The sequence below is a fragment of the Dyella sp. 05T440 genome (genome assembly GCF_056395965.1).
Map to the genome: position 1 here is coordinate 265,132 of NZ_JBFTKN010000003.1, position 20,427 is coordinate 285,558.

19 protein-coding genes and 1 tRNA gene are annotated in these 20,427 nt (G+C 64.7%); 9 read left to right on the plus strand and 11 right to left on the minus strand.

Annotated features, from left to right (window positions below):
- Positions 1-53 precede the first annotated feature (53 nt).
- Positions 54-2,438 carry a 3-hydroxyacyl-CoA dehydrogenase/enoyl-CoA hydratase family protein gene (locus tag AC1DE1_RS05585; RefSeq protein ID WP_477178942.1) on the plus strand — a complete coding sequence of 795 codons (2,385 nt, stop codon included), beginning with the start codon at positions 54-56 and terminating at the stop codon, positions 2,436-2,438.
- A gap of 74 nt (positions 2,439-2,512) precedes the next feature.
- Complete coding sequence (locus AC1DE1_RS05590) at positions 2,513-3,721, plus strand: acetyl-CoA C-acyltransferase (RefSeq protein WP_477175643.1); 1,209 nt, start codon at positions 2,513-2,515, stop codon at positions 3,719-3,721.
- Between the two features lie 216 nt (positions 3,722-3,937).
- On the opposite strand, the gene AC1DE1_RS05595 is transcribed toward AC1DE1_RS05590, so the two are convergent.
- Entirely contained in the window at positions 3,938-4,321 is a 384-nt protein-coding gene (locus AC1DE1_RS05595) for a YidH family protein (protein WP_441602332.1), read from the minus strand.
- Positions 4,322-4,448: 127 nt separating this feature from the next.
- On the opposite strand from AC1DE1_RS05595, the gene AC1DE1_RS05600 reads away from it, so the two are divergent.
- The 3 genes from AC1DE1_RS05600 to cycA all read left to right on the plus strand — a co-directional run bounded on the left by AC1DE1_RS05600 (position 4,449) and on the right by cycA (position 7,279).
- Positions 4,449-4,988, plus strand: coding sequence for a DUF2058 domain-containing protein (locus AC1DE1_RS05600; RefSeq protein ID WP_477175644.1), 540 nt, complete (start codon positions 4,449-4,451; stop codon positions 4,986-4,988).
- Positions 4,989-5,058: 70 nt separating this feature from the next.
- Entirely contained in the window at positions 5,059-5,796 is a 738-nt protein-coding gene (locus AC1DE1_RS05605; RefSeq protein WP_477175645.1) for a 2OG-Fe(II) oxygenase, read from the plus strand.
- 70 nt (positions 5,797-5,866) lie between these two features.
- Positions 5,867-7,279 carry a D-serine/D-alanine/glycine transporter gene (cycA, locus tag AC1DE1_RS05610; RefSeq protein WP_477175646.1) on the plus strand — a complete coding sequence of 471 codons (1,413 nt, stop codon included), beginning with the start codon at positions 5,867-5,869 and terminating at the stop codon, positions 7,277-7,279.
- A 133-nt stretch (positions 7,280-7,412) separates the two neighbouring features.
- On the opposite strand, the gene AC1DE1_RS05615 is transcribed toward cycA, so the two are convergent.
- From AC1DE1_RS05615 to AC1DE1_RS05630, 4 genes are all read right to left on the minus strand, one after another.
- Positions 7,413-7,488 (minus strand) — tRNA-Gly (locus AC1DE1_RS05615).
- Between the two features lie 73 nt (positions 7,489-7,561).
- Positions 7,562-8,170, minus strand: coding sequence for a CDP-diacylglycerol--glycerol-3-phosphate 3-phosphatidyltransferase (gene pgsA / locus AC1DE1_RS05620; protein ID WP_441602336.1), 609 nt, complete (start codon positions 8,168-8,170; stop codon positions 7,562-7,564).
- 129 nt (positions 8,171-8,299) lie between these two features.
- Positions 8,300-10,129, minus strand: coding sequence for an excinuclease ABC subunit UvrC (gene uvrC, locus AC1DE1_RS05625; RefSeq protein ID WP_477175647.1), 1,830 nt, complete (start codon positions 10,127-10,129; stop codon positions 8,300-8,302).
- A gap of 9 nt (positions 10,130-10,138) precedes the next feature.
- The gene (locus AC1DE1_RS05630; protein ID WP_477175648.1) at positions 10,139-10,621 is read right to left on the minus strand and encodes a low molecular weight protein-tyrosine-phosphatase; all 483 of its coding nucleotides are present in this window, start codon (positions 10,619-10,621) and stop codon (positions 10,139-10,141) included.
- Between the two features lie 165 nt (positions 10,622-10,786).
- On the opposite strand from AC1DE1_RS05630, the gene AC1DE1_RS05635 reads away from it, so the two are divergent.
- Both AC1DE1_RS05635 and AC1DE1_RS05640 read left to right on the plus strand, forming a co-directional pair.
- The gene (locus AC1DE1_RS05635) at positions 10,787-11,200 is read left to right on the plus strand and encodes an energy transducer TonB (protein WP_477175649.1); all 414 of its coding nucleotides are present in this window, start codon (positions 10,787-10,789) and stop codon (positions 11,198-11,200) included.
- Positions 11,201-11,235: 35 nt separating this feature from the next.
- Positions 11,236-11,394: a hypothetical protein gene (locus tag AC1DE1_RS05640; RefSeq protein ID WP_441602340.1), complete on the plus strand. Its 159-nt coding sequence runs from the start codon at positions 11,236-11,238 to the stop codon at positions 11,392-11,394.
- Between the two features lie 3 nt (positions 11,395-11,397).
- On the opposite strand, the gene kdsB is transcribed toward AC1DE1_RS05640, so the two are convergent.
- The 5 genes from kdsB to AC1DE1_RS05665 all read right to left on the minus strand — a co-directional run bounded on the left by kdsB (position 11,398) and on the right by AC1DE1_RS05665 (position 16,795).
- The gene (gene kdsB, locus AC1DE1_RS05645) at positions 11,398-12,171 is read right to left on the minus strand and encodes a 3-deoxy-manno-octulosonate cytidylyltransferase (protein ID WP_477175650.1); all 774 of its coding nucleotides are present in this window, start codon (positions 12,169-12,171) and stop codon (positions 11,398-11,400) included.
- A 156-nt stretch (positions 12,172-12,327) separates the two neighbouring features.
- Positions 12,328-13,632 (minus strand): 3-phosphoshikimate 1-carboxyvinyltransferase, encoded by a 1,305-nt coding sequence (gene aroA, locus AC1DE1_RS05650; protein WP_477175651.1) that lies wholly within the window; start codon positions 13,630-13,632, stop codon positions 12,328-12,330.
- A 42-nt stretch (positions 13,633-13,674) separates the two neighbouring features.
- A complete protein-coding gene (gene pheA, locus AC1DE1_RS05655) occupies positions 13,675-14,763 on the minus strand; it encodes a prephenate dehydratase (protein WP_046970777.1) in 1,089 nt (362 codons plus the stop codon).
- Between the two features lie 79 nt (positions 14,764-14,842).
- Positions 14,843-15,928 (minus strand): 3-phosphoserine/phosphohydroxythreonine transaminase, encoded by a 1,086-nt coding sequence (serC, locus tag AC1DE1_RS05660; protein ID WP_477175652.1) that lies wholly within the window; start codon positions 15,926-15,928, stop codon positions 14,843-14,845.
- A 99-nt stretch (positions 15,929-16,027) separates the two neighbouring features.
- On the minus strand, positions 16,028-16,795 hold the full coding sequence (locus AC1DE1_RS05665) for an FHA domain-containing protein (protein ID WP_477175653.1): 768 nt from the start codon (positions 16,793-16,795) through the stop codon (positions 16,028-16,030).
- Positions 16,796-16,957: 162 nt separating this feature from the next.
- Between AC1DE1_RS05665 and AC1DE1_RS05670 the strand changes: the two genes are divergently transcribed.
- Together AC1DE1_RS05670 and infA are read left to right on the plus strand one after the other, a co-directional pair.
- Positions 16,958-17,233 carry a polyhydroxyalkanoic acid system family protein gene (locus AC1DE1_RS05670; protein WP_441602346.1) on the plus strand — a complete coding sequence of 92 codons (276 nt, stop codon included), beginning with the start codon at positions 16,958-16,960 and terminating at the stop codon, positions 17,231-17,233.
- Between the two features lie 81 nt (positions 17,234-17,314).
- Positions 17,315-17,533: a translation initiation factor IF-1 gene (infA, locus tag AC1DE1_RS05675; RefSeq protein WP_019466733.1), complete on the plus strand. Its 219-nt coding sequence runs from the start codon at positions 17,315-17,317 to the stop codon at positions 17,531-17,533.
- Positions 17,534-17,746: 213 nt separating this feature from the next.
- Here infA and AC1DE1_RS05680 read toward each other — a convergent pair.
- Positions 17,747-20,427: YadA family autotransporter adhesin (locus AC1DE1_RS05680; RefSeq protein WP_477178943.1), on the minus strand; the 2,681-nt coding region annotated here is incomplete at its 5' end.

Below are 20,427 nucleotides of genomic sequence, written 5' to 3' on the forward strand. Positions count from 1 at the left end.
CCGCTCGCGGCCGTTCGTCTCACTACCCAGCGTTTCGCATTACGGAGAAGCCAATGACCGCTCCATCCACCCCTAAAGCGCTACGAATCCGCAAGGCCGCGGTACTTGGCGCCGGCGTCATGGGCGCGCAGATCGCCGCGCACCTGAGCAATGCCGGCGTCGAAACCGTGCTGTTCGACCTGCCCGCCAAGGAAGGTCCCAAGAGCGGCATCGCGCTGAAGGCCATCGCCAACCTGCAGAAGCTCTCGCCTGCCCCGCTGGCCGACAAGAACGTCGCCGCCACCCTGATCCCGGCCAACTATGACGAGCATCTCGATCATCTGAAGGACGTGGATCTGGTGATCGAAGCGATTGCCGAACGGATGGACTGGAAGCTGGATCTCTACAAGAAGATCGCCACCCATCTGTCGCCGACCGCGGTGATCGCGTCCAACACCTCGGGCCTGTCGATCAACCAGCTGGCCGAAGCGCTGCCGGAAGAAATGCGTCACCGTTTCAGCGGTGTGCACTTCTTCAATCCGCCGCGCTATATGCACCTGGTCGAGCTGATCCCGACCAGGCTCACCGACAAGAACGTGCTGGAAGGCCTCGAGGCCTTCCTCACCACCGCGCTCGGCAAGGGCGTGGTGTATGCGAAGGACACGCCGAACTTCATCGGCAACCGCATCGGCGTGTTCTCGATGCTGGCCACCATGCATCACACGCAGCAGTTCGGCCTGGGCTTCGACACTGTCGACGGATTGACCGGCCCGGCCGTGGGCCGTCCCAAGAGTGCGACCTACCGCACCGCCGACGTGGTCGGCCTGGACACCATGGCGCATGTGATCAAGACCATGGCCGATACGCTGGCCGATGATCCGTGGCACGAATACTTCAAGGCCCCGGTGTGGCTGTCCGCGCTGATCGAGAAGGGTGCGCTGGGCCAGAAGACCGGCGCGGGCTTCTATCGCAAGGCCGGCAAGGACATCGTCGTGCTCGATGTGGCCAAGCAGGATTATCGCCCGTCTGAGCAGAAGGCCTCCGATGAAGTGAGCGCGATCCTGGCGATCAAGGATCCGGCCGAGAAGTTCGGCAAGCTGCGCGCGTCGAATGATCCGCAGGCACAGTTCCTGTGGGCGACCTTCCGCGATCTGTTCCACTACAGCGCTTATCACCTGGCCGATATCGCCGACACTGCGCGCGACGTCGACTTCGCCATCCGCTGGGGCTACGGCTGGAAGCTCGGTCCGTTCGAGACCTGGCAGGCTGCCGGCTGGCAGCAGGTGGCGGGCTGGATCGCCGAAGACATCGCCGCCGGCAAGGCCATGAGCAAGGCGCCGCTGCCGGCGTGGGTGACCGACGGCCGCAACGGCGTGCACGGCAAGGACGGCTCCTGGTCCGCTGGCGAAGGCAAGAACAAGCCGCGCTCGCAGCACCCGGTCTACCAGCGCCAGCTGTTCCCCGATCCGATCCTGGGCGAGAAGTTCGACCAGGGCACGACGGTGTGGGAAAACGACGGCGTGCGTCTGTGGACGCTGGGCGACGATGGCGTGGGCATCATCTCGTTCAAGACCAAGATGAACACGGTCAACGACTACGTGCTCGACGGCGTGCAGCAGGCGATCGATGTCGCCGAGCAGCAGCTCAAGGCCGTGGTGATCTGGCAGGCCGGCGAGCCGTTCTCGGCTGGCGCGGATTTGAAGGGCGCACTCGGCCTGCTGCAGGCCGGCAAGTTCGACGACTTCGAGAAGATGGTCGCCAACTTCCAGGCCACCAGCATGCGCATCAAGCATTCGCTGGTGCCGGTGGTGTCGGCGGTGCGCGGTCTCGCCCTCGGCGGCGGCTGTGAATTCCAGATGCATTCGGCGCGCACTGTGGCGGCGCTGGAAAGCTATATCGGTCTGGTCGAGGCCGGCGTCGGCCTGCTGCCGGCCGGTGGTGGCTTGCATGAGCTGGCCATCCGCGCGGCCAAGGCCAACCCGGAAGATCCGTTCGAAGCGCTGAAGAAAGTGTTCGAGACAGTCGCGATGGCGAAGGTCTCCGGCAGCGCGATGGAAGCCAAGCAGCTGGGCCTGCTGCGCGACAGCGACATCGTCGTGTTCAACGCCTACGAGCTGCTCTATGTCGCCAAGAAGGTCGCGCTGTCGCTGGCCGAAAGCGGTTGGCGTCCGCCGATGATGGCTCGCAACATCCCGGTCGCCGGCGATGTGGGCACGGCCACCTTCCAGGCGTCGCTGGCCAATCTTGCGGAAGGCTATTTCGCCTCGCCGCATGACGTGGCCATCGCCACGCGCATCGCGGACACGCTGTGCGGCGGCAAGATCGAACGCGGTTCGCAGGTGGACGAAGAGTGGCTGCTGCAGCTGGAACGCAAGCACTTCGTGGAGCTGGCCAAGACCGAAAAGACCCAGGCCCGCATCGCGCACACCATGACCACCGGCAAGCCGCTGCGTAACTAACCAAGCGTCCTTACCTGCGAACAAACTTTGAGCGCGTCGCCGCAAACCTAAGCGCGACGCCACGGAGCAAAACCATGAGCAAGCAAGTGCAAGACGCTTACATCGTCGCCGCCACCCGCACGCCGGTCGGCAAGGCGCCGCGCGGCGTATTCCGCAACACCCGTCCGGACGACATGCTCGCCCACGTGATCCGCGCCGTGATGGCGCAGGCGCCGGGCATCGATCCGCATCGCATCGAAGACGTGATCGTCGGCTGCGCGATGCCCGAGGCCGAGCAAGGCATGAACGTGGCGCGCATCGGCGCCCTGCTCGCCGGCCTGCCGTACACCGTGCCGGGCGTCACCATCAACCGCTTCTGCTCCTCGGGCGTGCAGGCCATCGCCATGGCCGCCGACCGCATCCAGCTCGGCGTGGCCGACCTGATGATCGCCGCCGGCACCGAGAGCATGAGCATGGTGCCGATGATGGGCAACAAGATCGCCATGAATCCGGCCATCTTCGCCAACAAGGAAGATGTCGCCATCGCCTACGGCATGGGCATCACCGCCGAGAAGGTGGCCGAGCAGTGGAAGGTCACGCGCGAGCAGCAGGATGCGTTCGCGGTGGAAAGCCATCGCCGCGCACTGGCCGCCATCGCCGCCGGCGAATTCAAGGAAGAAATCACGCCGTTCCAGCTCGATGACCATTACCCCGATCTGGCCACGCGCGGCATCAAGACCGACAGCCGCCTGATCGACACCGACGAAGGCCCGCGCGCCGGCACCACGCTGGAAGTGCTGTCCAAGCTCAAGACGGTGTTCCGCAACGACCGCTTCGGCGGCTCGGTGACGGCCGGCAACTCCTCGCAGATGTCCGATGGTGCCGGCGCCCTGCTGATCGCCAGCGAGAAGGCGGTGAAGGAATTCAACCTCACTCCCATCGCGCGCTACGTCGGTTTCTCGGTGGCAGGCGTCAAGCCCGAAGTGATGGGCATCGGCCCGAAGGAAGCGATTCCCAAGGTGCTCAAGCAGGTTGGCCTGACCAAGGATCAGATGGACTGGATCGAACTCAACGAAGCGTTTGCCGCGCAGGCGCTGGCGGTGATCGGCGATCTCGGCCTCGACCCGAGCAAGGTCAACCCGCTCGGCGGCGCCATCGCGCTCGGCCATCCGCTCGGCGCCACCGGTGCGATCCGCGCCGCCACGCTGATTCACGGCATGCGTCGTCGCAAGCAGAAGTACGGCATGGTGACCATGTGCATCGGCACCGGCATGGGTGCAGCGGGCGTGTTCGAAGCGCTTTGATCTGTCGCTTCATGCGTAAACGAAAAGGCGCCGTAGCGATACGGCGCTTTTTTTCGCCATCTCCGATGCAAACGGCCCTGCTCTTTTTGCTCGTCATTCCGGCGCAGGCCGGAATCCAGGTGCGATGCATCCGGTTGTCGCGACAATCGGCACGCACTGCTACTGGATTCCGGCCTGCGCCGGAATGACGCGTTGGAGGCGACGCGACGAAGGGCCTCAACTCAGCGCCGCAAGCTGCCGCGCCACATAGAGCGTCAAGAAGATCGCCATCAGCACCAACAGCACGGCCATGCCCCGGGCCGTCCACGAGTCGCCATACATCGAGGTATCGGCCGCCTCGATCGCCTTTCGATTGCGATAGAACCGGATCGTGGCGCCGACGATCATCAAGGCGCCCACCAGCAGCAGCCCCAGGCCCAGCCATTGCGACGCTTCCGTATGCAGGCTCTCGGTCACCTTGGCGGCCGCGCGCGATGTGAACAGCAAAAAGATGTCGAAGCGTTCCAGCAGGAAGCCGAACGCCATGACCGAGATCGCGGTGCGCACCCAGGCGAGATAGGTGCGTTCGTTGGCCGAATGGTCGGTGAAGTGCGGGATCACGGCACATCCTTTGGTGAGGAACCCTGCCCGCCGCCATCATGCCACGCCGCGTCTCACCGGGCCGCAGATCGCGCCGTGCCGGACCCGCGCTACAATTCCCGGGCTACGTTTTCCGGACGCTCCACGCATGCGCAATCCCCTGCAGGAACAGTTACTCAAGGCCGGCCTCGCCAAAAAGGGCAAGGTCGACCAGATTGCCCGCGAACAGGCCAAGCAGCGCCAGGGCAAGCCCGTTGCCACCGAGGCCGCCGAGAAGATCGATACCCAGCGCCTGCAGGCCGAACGCGCCGAACGCGATCGCGCCCTGGCTGCCGAACGCAACGCGCAGGCCCATGCGCGCGAGATCGCCGCCCAGGTCCGCCAGATCATCGATGCCAACAAAGTGAAGCGCGAAGGCGAGATCAGTTACCGCTTCAACGACGGCGAGAAGATCCACAGCGTGCTGGTGAACGAAGCGCTGCGCGCGCAGCTGGCCAAGGGCACGCTGGTGGTTGCGCGTTCCGGCGACAGCTATGAACTATTGCCGCGCGCGGCAGCGGATAAGATCCGCGAACGCGACGCCAGCGTCATCGTGCTGGACCACGGCCAGCCCGCGGACAGCAAGCCGGCCAGTGACGACGATGAGTTCTACAGCCAGTTCAAGGTGCCGGACGACCTGATCTGGTGATGCGCAAGAATCGGAGTGTGGCATCAGTCGCCACCGGCTAGTTTGAGGTCTCGCCACTCGACTGCCCACCATGCACGCACAACGCATCGAATCGCCCAACCGGTCCATCGCCTCGCGCCTTGAAGCCGTCGATTGGCCAGCCCTGCTGGCGGAACTCGACGAACGTGGCAGCGCAGTGATCGAAGGCTTGCTCGATGCCGAGCAATGCCGCGATATCGCTGCCAATTACGCCGACGAGTCGCGCTATCGCAGCCGCGTGGTGATGGCACGCCACAACTTCGGTCGAGGCGAATACCGATACTTCCGATATCCCCTGCCCGACCCCGTGCAGCAGATGCGCGGCGCGTTGTACCCGCAGCTCGCGACCTTGGCCAATCAGTGGAACGACCGCATGGGCATTGCCGTGCCATATCCGGCCACGTACGAAGCCTTCCTGGGCCGCTGCCATGACGCCGGGCAGACGCGGCCCACGCCGCTGCTGCTCAAATACGGCGCTGGCGACTACAACTGCCTTCATCAGGATCTTTACGGCGAACACGTGTTTCCGCTGCAGTTGGCGGTCCTGCTGTCCGAACCCGGTCGCGACTTCAGCGGCGGTGAATTCGTGCTCACCGAGCAGCGTCCACGTATGCAGTCGCGCGTCGAGGTGGTGCCGCTGCGCCAGGGAGACGCCGTAATCTTTGCCGTCAACCAGCGTCCGGTCGCCGGCACGCGGGGTTCCTACAGGGTCACCATGCGCCATGGCGTGAGCCGCGTGCGCAGCGGCCAGCGTCACACGCTGGGTGTCATATTCCACGACGCCCAGTAGGTATGCAGCACGACCCGGTGCGTATCCTTTAGGATGGTCGCTTTCGTACCTCGAAAGGATCGTGCCGCCTATGCAGAACCACGAACCGACCGTTGCAACCGGCCAACCCGAACATCACCTGCAGCGAAATCTGCGCAACCGCCACCTGCAGCTGATCGCCATCGGCGGCGCCATCGGCACCGGCCTGTTCATGGGCTCGGGCAAAACGATCAGCCTCGCGGGCCCGTCGGTGATTTTCGCCTACGCGATCATCGGCAGCGTGCTGTTCTTCATGATGCGCGCCATGGGCGAGCTGCTGCTGTCCAACCTGAACTACAAGTCGTTCGTCGATTTCAACTACGACTTGCTCGGCCCCTGGGCGGGTTTCTTCACCGGCTGGACCTACTGGTTCTGCTGGGTGGTCACGGGCATCGCGGACATTGCGGCCATCACCGGCTATATCCAATTCTGGGCGCCGCACGTGCCGCTATGGCTGCCCGGATCGGCCTGCATTCTTCTGCTGCTGGGCCTCAACTTGCTGACCGTGAAGCTCTTCGGTGAAATGGAGTTCTGGTTTGCGCTGGTGAAGATCGTCGCCATCGTCGCGCTGATCGCCGTCGGCATCGTGCTGATCGCCATCGGTTTCACCTCGCCGACCGGCGCCAAGGCCGCGGTGTCCAATCTCTGGGCGAATGGCGGCTGGTTCCCGCACGGCGGTTCCGGATTCATGGCGGCGTTCCAGATCGCCGTGTTTGCCTTCGTCGGCATCGAGCTGGTGGGCACGGCATCAGCCGAAGCGCGTGATCCGGAAAAAACCCTGCCCAAGGCGATCAACTCCATTCCCATCCGCGTGATCATCTTCTACGTGCTCGCCCTGCTGGTGATCATGACGGTCACGCCGTGGAACGAAGTGGCGCCGGATCGCAGCCCGTTCGTGAACCTGTTCATGCTGATCGGCATTCCGATCGCCGCCAGCCTGATCAACTTCGTGGTGCTCACCTCGGCCACGTCCTCTGCCAACAGCGGCATCTATTCGACCGGACGCATGCTCTACGGTCTTTCGGCCGGCAGGCTCGGCCCCAAGCCGTTTGCCAGACTGAGCAACAACAACGTGCCGGCCAACGGCCTGGCCTATTCCTGCTTCCTGCTCTTCATCGGCGTGTTCCTGCTCTACCAGGAAGGCGACGTCATGAAGGTCTTCACCATCGTCACCACGATCTCCAGCATCTGCTTCATCTTCGTGTGGTCGCTGATCATGATTGCCTACATGCGCTACCGGAAACTGCATCCGGAGCGCCACACGACGTCGATTTTCAAGATGCCCGGCGGGGTGGCGATGTGCTGGATCGTGCTGGCCTTCTTCGCCTTCGTGCTGTGGGTGTTCGCGCAGAAACAGGACACGCTGCAGGGCCTGATCTACACCCCGATCTGGTTCATCTGCCTGGCCCTCTGCTACCCGCTCTATCGCCGGCAGGCGATCGAGCATCGCAAACAGACGCATTGACGCTGCGACACGTGACGGCGCGCGGCCCAAGCCCGCGTCGTCACGGCCTAGGCAGGGCCTGATTCACAGGCATAAAAAAACGGCCGCGAGGGCCGTTTTTTTTGTGAATGGCGATGCTTCCATTCACCGAATCTGGAGCGGGAAACGAGACTCGAACTCGCGACCCCGACCTTGGCAAGGTCGTGCTCTACCAACTGAGCTATTCCCGCATCGGAGTCGCGCATTGTAATGGCTAATCGGCGGCCGTCAAGCACCTGTCATGAATCTCGGGGTTACTTCTATTCAGTCGTCGTTGCGGGGCAGCGGATGGCCAGAACCATCGCCCTTCAGGCTGGGCCACGCGGCGCGCAGGTAGTACAGGCCCGACCAGATGGTGAGGATGCCGGCGATCACCAGCAGTCCCTCGCCGATGTGATACAGGCGCAAGGCCTCGGCGTCCTTCTCGTGCTGGACGATCAACACCACCAGGGCGACCATCTGCATGGCGGTCTTGAGCTTGCCGATGAAAGCCACCTTGATGGTGGCACGCATGCCGATCTCGGCCATCCATTCGCGCAAGGCGGAGACACTGATCTCGCGTCCCACGATGATGGCTGCCGTGATCGCCATCAGGATGCCCGGCCAGCCGCCGCGATGGGTTTCCACCAGCAGGAACAGCGTCACCGCCACCATCAGCTTGTCGGCCACCGGATCGAGGAAGGCGCCAAAGGCCGAGGTGAGATTCATGCGCCGGGCGAGATAGCCATCCAGCCAATCGGTGATGGCGGCAAGTGCGAACACGATGGCTGCCGTGATGTTGTGCCCCGGAAACTGCCAATAGAACACCACCACCATCACCGGCAACAGCAGCACGCGAAACAAGGTCAGCCAGGTGGGCAGGTTGATGTGCATAAATCCTTTCCGGTTTGCAGCAGTCAGCAGGGAAGCTTGTGGATCAACGCCATCATCAACCGTCCACGCCCTCGATCATGCGGGATTTTGATGTAAGCCGGCATGACGGTCCGCACCCATTCGCGCGGATCAGCCATGGAGTGCAGCATAAATGCGTTCGGCCAATCCGCGATCAATCCCTTTCACGCGGGTGAGCTCCTCCACGCCGGCCGCTTCCACGCCGGCGAGACCGCCAAATGCCTTGAGCAGGGCCGAACGGCGGCGCGCGCCGACGCCGGCAACATCCTCCAGCACGCTGCGCTCGCGCGCCTTCTCGCGGCGCTTGCGATGGCCGGTGATGGCAAATCGATGCGCCTCGTCGCGCACGGCGGCCACCAGGTGCAACGCCGGCGATGACGGGCCCGGATGCAGGTTGCGGCCCGAATCGGCCAGCACCAGCGTCTCCTCGCCCGCGCGGCGACCCGGCCCCTTGGCCACGCCGACCACGTGGATGCCGGTCACGCCAAGCTCGCGCAGCACGTCCAGCGCCTGCGCCACCTGCCCGCTGCCGCCATCGATCAGCAGCACGTCAGGCCGCGCGCCCTCGCCTTCGGCCAGCCTGCGGAAGCGGCGCACCAGCGCCTGATGCATGGCCGCATAGTCGTCGCCGCCAGTGATGCCGCTGATGTTGAAGCGGCGGTAATGCGATTTCTCCGGGCCTTCCGGACCAAACACCACGCAGGACGCCACGGTGAGCTCGCCCTGCGTGTGGCTGATATCGAAACACTCGATGCGGCGCGGCGGCTCGTCCATCTCGAGCAACTTCTGCAGATCGTCGAAACGCGCACCCAGGGTCTGCCGGCTGGCCAGCCTGGCCGTGAGCGACGCCTGGGCGTTGCGCTCGGCCATTTGCAGGAAACGCGCACGTTCGCCGCGCACGCTGGACTTGAGTTCCACCGCATGGCCCGACTGCTGTGCCAGCACCTCGCCGAGGACCTGCTGGGTCGGCAGCGTTTCGCCCAGGATCAGCTCTCGTGGCACTGGACGGTCCAGGTAGTACTGCGCGATGAACTGCTCCAGTACGTCGGACGGTTCGGCATCCAGCGGCAGGCGCGGGAAGAAGTCGCGCGTACCCAGGCTGATGCCGTTGCGGAAGAACAGCACGCTGACGCAGGCCATGCCCGCTTCGATGCGGCAGGCGAGCACGTCCATGTCCGCGCTCGCGCCCTGCACGTGATGCTCGGCCTGCAGCTTGCGCAAGGCGCCGACCTGGTCGCGGAACGACGCCGCGCGCTCGAATTCCAGCGCCTTGCTGGCTTGTTCCATCTGCCCGGCCAGCTCGTCGATGACCGCGCTGCTACGACCTTCGAGGAACATTTCCGCGTGGCGCACGTCGTTGCGATAGTCCTCGACCGAGATCAGCTGCACGCACGGCGCCGTACAACGACCGATCTGGTGCTGCAGGCAGGGGCGCGAACGGTTCTTGAAATAGCTGTCCTCGCACTGGCGCACCTTGAACAGCTTCTGCATCAGGTTGAGGCTTTCGCGCACGGCGAAGGTGCTCGGGTACGGCCCGAAATAGCGGCCCGGCAGATTGCGTGCGCCGCGATGAAAGGCCAGCCGCGGGTAGTCCTCGCCGCCCGACAGATAGATGTACGGGTAACTCTTATCGTCGCGCAGCAGGATGTTGTAGCGCGGCTTGAGCGACTTGATCAGCTGCGATTCGAGCAGCAGCGCCTCGCCTTCGGTGCGCGTGATGGTGATCTCGGTGCGCGCGATCTGCGACACCATCGCCGCGATGCGCGGCTCCATGCGCGGCTTGAGGAAATAGCTGCCGACGCGCTTCTTGAGGTTGCCGGCCTTGCCCACGTACAGCAGCTCGCCGTCCTCGTCGAAATAACGATAGACGCCGGGCGACGTGCTCAGGTTTTTGACGAAAGCCTTGCCGTCGAAGGCTTGCGGCGGCGGTGTGGACTGCATCGTGTGATTCTATCCGGTCACTGCTGCACGCAGGCGCACGATCAGGCCATCCACGCCCTGCTCCGCCAGCGCCACGGCATGGCGAAAACCCTCGGCGTCGCCGAAGTACGGATCGGGAAACTCTTCGGGCGCGGCCACGCCGGCCCAGGGCAGGAACAAGGCGGGCGCCACGCCGCCACCCCGCCGCAGGCCTTCGAGCGTCTCCAGATTGTCCTGGTCCATCGCCAGCACCCAGTCGAACGTCTGGAAATCGGCTGCCCGCACCTGTCGCGCGCGATGCGGCGACAAGTCATAGCCGGCATCCGCTGCCGCACGCAGCATGCGCGGATCGGCGCCCTTGCCGATATGCCAATGGCCGGTGCCGCAGGAGGCCAGCGACAACGAAAGGCCGGCCTGTGCCGCGCGCTGGCGAGCCACGGCTTCCACCAGTGGCGAACGGCAGATATTGCCCAAGCACACAAACAAGATGGACGGGACCGGCGCGCTTTTCATCAGATGGAAATGTCCTCGTCGCGTCGCCCTGATATAGGCATCGCATGAAAACTCGAAATGGCTGCGGAAAGGGCCGCAATCAAGCCCTCAGGGAGTGACTAAAGTCACGATTGTTGTGACACGCGAAGTCTGCCTATGCTTGCCCGATCCACAGGGAGGAAGAAAGTGAATCGCAAGCTCATTACGATAGCGGCCGCTGCCATGCTGCTGGGCCAGGCGGCCATCGCGGGACCCGCCGGGCAAGACGCGCCGGCTCCGGCTGCCGCCTCGCCCACGGCAGGCGCCAGCGCCAATACGGCAGGCGATCATCCGGCGAGCATCGACGAGGATCGCCCCCAGCCGGCCCCGCGCTTTTCCGCCGCCATGAAGAACAACGCCGGCACGGGCACCGTGGTGGTCATGGTGCAGGTCGGACCGGACGACAAGGCCAAATCCTTCCACGTGATGATGTCGTCGGGCTCCAAGGCCCTCGACGACGAGGCCATCCGAACCGCGAAGGGCTGGTCGTACAAGTCGGCCGTCAAGAACGGCGCGCCTGCCGATGGTTATGTGCAGGTGCCGATCAGCTTCAACAAATAGCCTGAGTCGATGCAGGGCTGATTGGAGGATCGCTCGTGGGCTGCCTGCCTCTACCCATCCTGTTCGTGCTCGGCTTTTTGATCGGCCGCGCCGTTGCCGGTACCAACGGCGCCCTGTGGGGCGCCGGCATCGGGCTGGTAGTGGGCCTGGTCCTGGGCGGCCTGTTTGTGATGCTGCTGCGTCGCCGACGCTGAAGATCAGCGCTGGGCCAGCCAGCGCTCCGCACGCTCGAGGTCGGCCTCGGTATCGATGCCCGGCGGGAACGGTTCGGGCGTCAGTCGGGCAGCGATGGCATAGCCGTGTTCGAGCACGCGCAGCTGCTCCAGCGATTCGGCCTGCTCCAGCTGAGTGCGCGCCAGCGTGGTGTAACGCTTGAGGAAGCCCGCGCGATACGCGTAGATGCCGATATGGCGCAGGAACGGCACGTTCGCGGGCAATACATCACGATCGGCAGCAAATGCATCGCGCGCCCACGGCAGCGGTGCACGACTGAAGTACAACGCCCGCCCATTGGCAGAACGCACAAGTTTGACCACGTTGGGATCAAACAGCTCGTGCGCATCCACGATCGGCGTGGCCAGCGTGGCCATCGGCGCATCGTCCTCGGCCAGCGCGCGCGCCACTTCGCGGATACCCGCCGCCGGCGCGAACGGCTCGTCACCCTGCAGATTCACCACGATGGCGTCGTCGGGCCACGCGTAGAACTCGGCACATTCGGCCAGGCGATCGCTGCCCGAGGCGTGGTCGCTGCGCGTCATGCATACATCCACGGCATGCCCTTGCAAGGCATCGGCGATGCGCTGGTCGTCCACCGCCACTACCACCTGCGTGGCACCCGCCTCGAGCGCGCGCTGCGCCACGCGCACCACCATCGGCACACCGGCAATCTCTCGCAGCGGTTTGGCCGGCAGGCGCGTGGAGCCGTAGCGGGCGGGAATGGCGACGATGAAGGACGGGGTGGCAGTGGGCATGGCGATCTCTGCGTGAGGCCACAAGGGTAGCTGCACCCGTTCCCTCGGGCGAGACCTTGTGGGAGCGCACCCTGTGCGCGACGGGCATGCCGGACGGTCTCGGTTCCTGCCAGTCGCGCACAGGGTGCGCTCCCACAGAAAGCCGAATTGCTGGAATCAGGCGGTTTCCAGCTTGAACCCGCAGCGGTTGGCCAGCTCGATGAACCCAGGGAACGAGGTCGCCACATTGGCGCAATCGTTGATGCGCACCGACCCACTGGCGACCAGGCCGGCCACTGCGAAACTCATGGCAATACGGTGATCGCCATGGCTCTCGATGGTACCGCCATGCAGCGGACCGCCGTGGATGGTGGCACCATCAGGAGTCTCGTCGACAACGGCGCCGAGCGCGCGCAATCCCGTGGCCATCGCCGCCAGGCGATCCGACTCCTTCACGCGCAGCTCGGCCGCACCGCGCACCACGGTATTGCCCGTGGCTGCCGTGGCCGCGACGAACAGCGCGGGGAATTCGTCGATCATGTCGGGCACCAGCGCCTCGGGCAGTTCGATGCCGTGCAGCGGCGCATGGCGCACCACCAGATCGCCGACTGGTTCACCGCCGCTCTCGCGTTCGTTTTCGATGCGAATATCCGCCCCCATCAGGCGCAGCGCCTGCAACAGGCCGGTGCGGCGTGGATTGAGGCCGACCGACTGCAAGCGCAGCTCGGCACCCGGCACGATGCTGCCGGCGACGAGGAAGAACGCCGCCGAGGAGAAGTCCGCCGGCACATCCACATTGGTAGCGCGCAAGGTATGACCGCCGCTCAGTCGTGCGCGACCCGGTGTGAAATCGATGGGCCAGCCAAACGCCGCAAGCATCCGCTCGGTGTAGTCGCGCGTCGGATGCGGCTCGATGACGTCCGTTTCGCCTTGCGCATACAGGCCCGCCAGCAAGAGCGCCGACTTCACCTGGGCACTGGCCACCGGCAAGGTGTAGGCGATGCCATGAAGCGCCTGCCCGCCGCGCACGTGCAGCGGCGGAAGGCCGTCCTGCGTGTCGATCTTCGCGCCCATGCGGGCAAGCGGGTCGGTCACGCGGCGCATCGGACGCTTGGACAGCGATTCGTCGCCGATCAGCGTGCTATCGAAGGCCTGCCCTGCCAGCAATCCGGCCAGCAGGCGCATGCCGGTGCCGGCATTGCCGCAGTCGAGCAGCTGGGTGGTTCCCTTCAGGCCGTGCAGGCCCACGCCATGCACCACGCGTTCGCCATCGGCCGGCGTTTCGATGCGCACGCCCAGTTGCTGCAACACGGCGGCCGTGGCGCGCGTGTCTTCGCCTTCGAGGAAGCCACGGATATGGGAAGCGCCTTCCGCCAGCGCACCCAGCATCAGCGCGCGGTGCGAAACGGATTTATCGCCAGGCACGCGCACGCTGCCCTTGAGCGCGCGCGCGGGGTGACTGGTCCAGTCGAGTCGGGTCACGAAACATTCTCCAACGGCTGCGCAGCGGCGGCCTTAGTTCTATCAGGGCAACGCCACCGGGTACGAACCGAGCACGCGCACCTGCGCGGCGGCTTCGCCCATTTCCTTCATCGCCGCCTGCATCGGCTCGTCGTTGATGTGGCCGGATACATCGATGAAGAACGCGTACTGCCACTTGCCCGAATGCGCCGGACGCGATTCGATGCGATTGAGGCTGATGTCGTGCTCGGCAAACGGCTTGAGCACGTGATACAGCGCGCCCGGCTTGTCGTTCACGGTGATCAGCAGCGAGGTGCGATCGTTGCCGGACGGCGGAAACAGCGAACGGCCGATCACCAGGAAGCGCGTGGTGTTGTCCGCGCGGTCTTCAATGCCCTGGGCCACCGTCTTCAGGCCATACACGCGGCCCGCCGTTTCGCCGGCAATCGCAGCCACGTCATCGGCGTGACGCGCCATGCGGGCCGCCTCGGCGTTGCTGCTCACCGCCACGCACTCGACACCAGGCAAGTTGATGCGCAGCCAGGTCTTGCACTGCTGCAACGACTGCGCATGCGCGTAAACACGCTTGATGCCTTCCAGCTTGCCCTGCATCGAATGCAGACACTGATGCACGCGCAATTCCACTTCGCCGCAAATGGTGGCTTCGGAGGTGAGGAACATGTCCAGCGTGACCTGGATCATGCCCTGCCCGGAATTCTCCACCGGCACGACGCCGAAATCGGCGTGGCCCGCCGCCACTTCCTGGAAAACTTCCTCGATGCTGCCCAGCGGCAGTCCGTAGGCGGCGTGACCGAAATGCTTGCGCACGGCCTGTTCGCTGAAGGTGCCCTCAGGGCCGAGAAAACCCACCTTGAGTGGATCTTCCTGGGCCAGGCAGGAAGACATGATTTCGCGGAACAGCCGCACCATTTCCACGTCGGTGAGCGGGCCATCGTTGCGGTCCACCACCATGCGCAGCACGTGGGCTTCGCGTTCCGGGCGGTAATAGTCGATCGCCGAAAGCCCCTCGCCCTTGACGCGGGCCACTTCCTGCGCCCATCCGGCGCGCTCGGAGATCAGCTGCTGGATCTGCTGATCGATGCTGTCGATGCGCTCGCGCACATCGGAAAGCGAGGATTTCTTATCGGTCATGTCGTGGGCTGCGCAAGCAACGGAAGTCCAAATGGGGATCAGGGATAGTCCTTGATGTGCGACCAGGCGTGCAACGGTTTCATCCGTGACGATGCGCAAAATCGCGCATGAAGCCCACCAGGGCCTGCACCGCTTCGAGCGGAACCGCGTTGTAAAGCGAGGCGCGCATGCCGCCCACCGCCTTGTGTCCCTTGAGCGCGAGCAGGCCGGCGGCTTCCGATTCCTTGAGGAAATCCGCGTCCAGCGCGCTGTCATGCAGGGTGAACGGCACATTCATGCGCGAACGCGAATCCAGTGCCACCGGGTTGCGATAAAAACCGTTGGAGTGGTCGATGGCGTCGTACAGCAGCTCAGCCTTTGCCGAATTGCGCTCGCCGACTGCAGCGAGACCGCCCTGCTCCTTCAGCCACTGGAAGGTGAGACCCGCCAGGTACCAGCCCCAGGTGTTGGGCGTGTTGAGCATGGAATCGTTGGCGGCGTGATCGGCGTAGCGGAAAATCTTCGCCATCGGCCGCGTAGCGCGCTCCAGCAGGTCGCGCCGGATGATCATCACCACCAGGCCCGATGGCCCGATGTTTTTCTGCGCGCCGGCGTAAATCAGCCCGAATTTGCTGACATCGACGGGTCCGGAGAGGATGTCCGACGACATATCTGCCACCAAGGGCACGTCGCCTACATTCGGAATCTCGTGGAATTCCACGCCATGAATGGTTTCGTTCGGCGTGTAGTGCACGTAAGCGGCGCGCTCGTCGAGCTGCCACGTCCCGCGCGGCGGCAGGCGCGTGTAGTGCTCGCCCTTGCTGCTGGCGGCGACGTTCACCTTGACGTATGGCGCCGCCTCGCTGGCGGCCTTCTCGCCCCAGTGGCCGGTCACGATGTAATCGGCGCTGTCGCTTTCAGCGGCCAGATTCATCGGGATTTGCGCGAAATGCTGGGTCGCGCCGCCTTGCAGGAACAACACCGCGTAGTCAGCAGGAACCGCCAAGAGTTCGCGCAGATCGGCCTCAGCCTGCTGTGCGAGGCCCATGAAGGCCTTGCCGCGGTGAGACAACTCCATCACCGAGGCGCCGCAACCCTGCCAGTCCAGCAATTCGCGTTGCGCGCGCTCAAGCACCGGTTGCGGCAATGCGGCCGGGCCGGCGCTGAAATTCCAGAGTCTGCTCACTGACGACGCCTTCAGAAGGAACATCGCCGCATTATGCCGCGTCGCAGCAACCCACCGTCAACCAAGGCGACGATGCCACGGCATCGCCCGAACCCCGCCTCAGAAACGCACCAGCAAAGCCACCGCAATTCCCAGGGCGAGCACCGCGGCGGTGGCGATCAGCCACCACACCTCGCCGCGCGGGCCAGCATCCTCTTCGGGCAGATGCGGCCGCTCCGGCGCCGGCTGGATGATCTCCGGCTCCGGTTCCAGTCCCGGGGCATCGACCACGAAACGATGCATGCCCAGGCCCACCTGGTCGCCCGGCCGGAGTGCGGCCTGGGTCACCGGCACGCCGTTGACGCGCAGGGGATAACGCTCGGACTGCTGGCCGGCCTCCAGCATCAGCTGACCATCCCGCCAGAACACCACCAGCGAAGCCGTCTCACCCTGCGGAAGCTCCAGCGGAATGCGCCCATGCGGGCCCAGCTCCAGCTTGTCCTGCAGCGACAGCACCCGACCGGACAAAGGGCCCGCCACGGCACGCAGCGCCACCGTGCAACGCCCTTCGGCAGGCACGGTCACGGGCAGATTGTGGGCGGGTTCTTCGTCGGCACGCAGCAGCATGCGGCAATCACCGACGCTCAGGATGTCGCCGGCGCGCAACAAGGCCTTTTCACGCACGGGGCGCGCATTCACGTAGATGCGGTTGCCCTGGGGCAAGACCTGCAGCACCCAACCCCGGCGATCCAGCTGGATGCGCAGGTGATAGGTGCCGGCCTGATGCGCGGCCAGGATCAGGTCATTGTCCGGCGCACTGCCGATGCGCAGCGCCGGCCCGTCCCAGTGGAAATCCTCGCGGGGCGAATTGGGAAACTCGATGCGCATCTGTGAACCAGTCGATGGACGGGCGGGACTCTAGCAGATGCCTGCGAGCTTAAGGACGCTCTGATCTCACCCATGGGCTTCGACAACAGAGCTGCGCGCGCTGCGCAGCGGCAGTTCCGGGTGACGTGGCTTACCATATGCCTTTGCCTCCCAGGAACACCCATGCCCAAGATCGACATCCGCCGCCCCCACCAGCTTTCCGTGACCGAGGCCCGCGCGGTGGTCGACAAGGTGGCGGCCCGCATGCAAGAAAAGTTCGGCATGGAGGGCCAGTGGCAGGGCGACATCCTGCGCTTTTCCCGCCCGGGCGTGAACGGCAGCATTGCCGTGGCGGGCGACGTCATCCACGTGACAGCCGAGCTGGGAATGATGCTGGCGCCGCTCAAGGGCATGGTGGAACAGGAGATCCGTCGCAAGCTGGATGAGCATTTTGGCTGATGATTCTTTAACCATTGGACTTTCCGTGGCATAATCGACGGATTAAGCAGCCACGACGGCTGCCCTGCCCCCACGGAACGCATGGCCAAAGACGACGTCATCGAAATGGAAGGTACGGTCCAGGAGACCCTGCCCAACACCATGTTCCGCGTGCAGCTGGAAAACGGCCACGTCATCACGGCCCATATTTCCGGCCGCATGCGCAAGCATTACATCCGCATTCTCACCGGCGACAAGGTGAAGGTCGAAATGACCCCCTACGACCTGACCAAGGGTCGCATCACCTACCGCATGAAATAATCGCTCGTCTGTAGGAGCGCACTTGTGCGCGAAAAGCCTACGCAGCGGTAAAGCCGGAACCTTGCGGTCGCGCACAAGTGCGCTCCTACAAGGGACGGCCCATCGAAAAGGCCGCGCCATGTCGCGGCCTTTTTGTTTGCCCTCTCCCCGCAACAACGAAAAACGGCGCCGTATCGCTACGGCGCCGTTCTCTCGTGCAGGTAAAACCCAGGCTTACCAGTTGTAGCTGGCACCCACGCCCACACCGGCGTCGCCGTGGGTGGTCGCGCTGACGTTGAGCTTCACGGCAAATTTGCCGGTTGCGCTCATGGCCGACATGCTGACCGCCACGCTGGACTGGCCGCGGAAGCTGCCCACGCCCGCGCCGATGGAGTGCCCGCCGTTCACCACCGCCTGCGGGATGGAGGACATGGCCATCGCCGAGGCGACGCCGCCATCCGCCTGGCGACCCATGTTCCTGACCTGCTGGTCGGTGTAGCTCTTGGACCAGTCGGCCACCTGCTGCACCTGGCCCACCGTGGCTGCGTCCGTCGCCGACGTACCCGGAGCCACGTTGTGGATCACCGCGCCATTGCCGCCGCCGTTCAAGGTCACGCTGCTGCTGCCATCGGCATTGGTGTCGTAGGTCACCGCCGTATTGGTCGAGCCATCGGCATTCATCACACCGGCAGCCTTCAGCTGGCCCACGTTCACGGCATCCGTGTTGGCCGTACCGGCCGCCACATTGGTCACCTGACGCTCATGGCCTGCCGAACCCATCGACACGCTGTTGCTGCGATCGGCGACCGAGTTGGCGCCCACGGCCACGCTGTTGTCAGCCGAGGCCGCTGCGGCGTTACCCAGCGCAGTGCTGTTGTTGCCAGACGCTACGGCGCCGTTGCCACCGGCGGTCGAGGTGCTGCCCGAAGCCACCGGCTGCTTGCTGTTGCTGTCCTTGCTGACCTGGAACATGCCGGACTGGCCGTTGGTGATGTTGGTGACGTTGCTCACGGCACCCGCCATCGTGTTCACCGTGTTCTCCACGTTGGTCACGCGGCCATCGAGGTTGGTCACCGTCTGGTTGGTGGCGTTGAGCTGGCTGCCGTTCACCGCATCGGTGCTGGTGGCAGACAAGTTGCCGGCCGCCACGTTGGTGACCTGGCGTTCCTGCCCCACTGCACCCACCGAGACACTGTTCGCACGGTCAGCCACCGAACCCGCACCCAGCGCCACGCTGTTGGCCTGGCTGGCCTGGGCGCCGTTGCCGATCGCCACCGCGTTGGCGGCAGACGCCTTGGTGTTGCCACCCACGGCCACGCTGTCCGAGCCCGCCGCGTTGGCAGCGGCAGCCGTCGAATTGACCTGCACGTACTTCAGGCCACCGGTGTTCATGGTGTTGATGGTGCTGTTGATGTTGGCGATATCGCCGGTGTTCTGCGCCACCTGCTGGTTGGTCGCATACAGCTGCGAACCGTTCACCGCATCGCCGCTGGTCGCCGACAGCGCACCGTCCTTCACGTTGCTCACCTGCACCGGCGTACCGGCATTGCCCAGGGTGACCTTGTCGTGGGCGGCCGAGTCGTACTTCACCGCGTCAGCGAGCTGACCGTTCATGCCGGTGATGGTGGTGTTGATGGTGGAGATATCGGTGGTGTTCTGCGAGACGCGACCGTCGAGATTGGTGATCGCACTACCCACGTTGTTGACCGTGGTGGTGGAACCGTTCGCGTTGTGCACGCTGTAGCTCGGTGCCGAGATCGAACCGTCAGCATTCACCGTCGAGCCGCCGCCGATGGCATCGGCCATCGACTGGCTCACGCCATGCAACTGGCCACCGTTGACGGCATCCTTGCTGCCGGCAGCGACCGTACCGTCCGCCACGTTCAGCAGCTTGCGGGCGCCGGCGGTGCCCTGGAAGTCCACCGCAGCACCGTTCGTGCTCTTGCCCACCGTCAGGTTGGCGCCGGCCGAAGCCTGCTGGACCAGACCGATCGTGCCGCTATTGATCTGGGTGTTGATGGTGTTGATGTCGGAGGTGTTCTGCACGACGCGGCCATCGATGTTGGTGACCGCCGTGCCCACATCACTCGCCGTGGTGGTCGTACCGTCGGCGTTATGCAGGGTATAGCTCGGCGCCGAGATCGCACCGGTGGTGCTGTTGTAGCTCGCACCGCCGCCGAAGGCCGAAGCCGTGGTGGTGCCCTGCTGGTCGGCCTTGCCTTCCACGCGGGTCACGTTGGCGTTGGTCGTGTTGAGCTGCGACATGTTCACCGCATCGGTGTCAGCCACGCCCGCCGTCACGTTCTTGAGCGTGCGGGTCGCGCCGTTCTTGTCGGCAAAGTCCACTGCAACGCCGTCGGTGCCCTTGCCCACGGTCAGATCGGCGCCAGCCGCAGCCTGCTGCACCAGGCCCACGGTGCCGCTGTTGATCTGGTTGGTGATGTTGTTGATCGACGTCGTGTTGCCCGCGATGTCGGTGGTGTTCTGGGTCACCTGCTGGTTGGTCGCATACAGCTGCGAGCCRTTCACTGCATCGGAGCTGGCAGCGGACAGCGCACCATTCTTGACGTTCGTCACCTGCACCGGCGTACCGGCGTTGCCCAAGGTCACCTTGTCGTGCGCGGCCGAGTCGTACATCACCGCATCGGCCAGCTGACCATTCATGCCGGCAATCGTGGTGTTGATGGTGGAAATGTTRCCTTCGGTGGTGGTGACGCGGTTGCCCAGGTTGGTGATGGCSGTGGTGTTGCCRGCCACRTTGGCGTTGGTCGCGTTGAGCTGCGACATGTTCACTGCGTCAGTCGCTGCCACGCCAGCCGTCACGTTCTTGAGCGTGCGGGTGTTGCCGTTCTTGTCGGCAAAGTCGACCGCCACACCATCGGTGGCCTTGCCCACGGTCAGGTCGGCACCGGCCG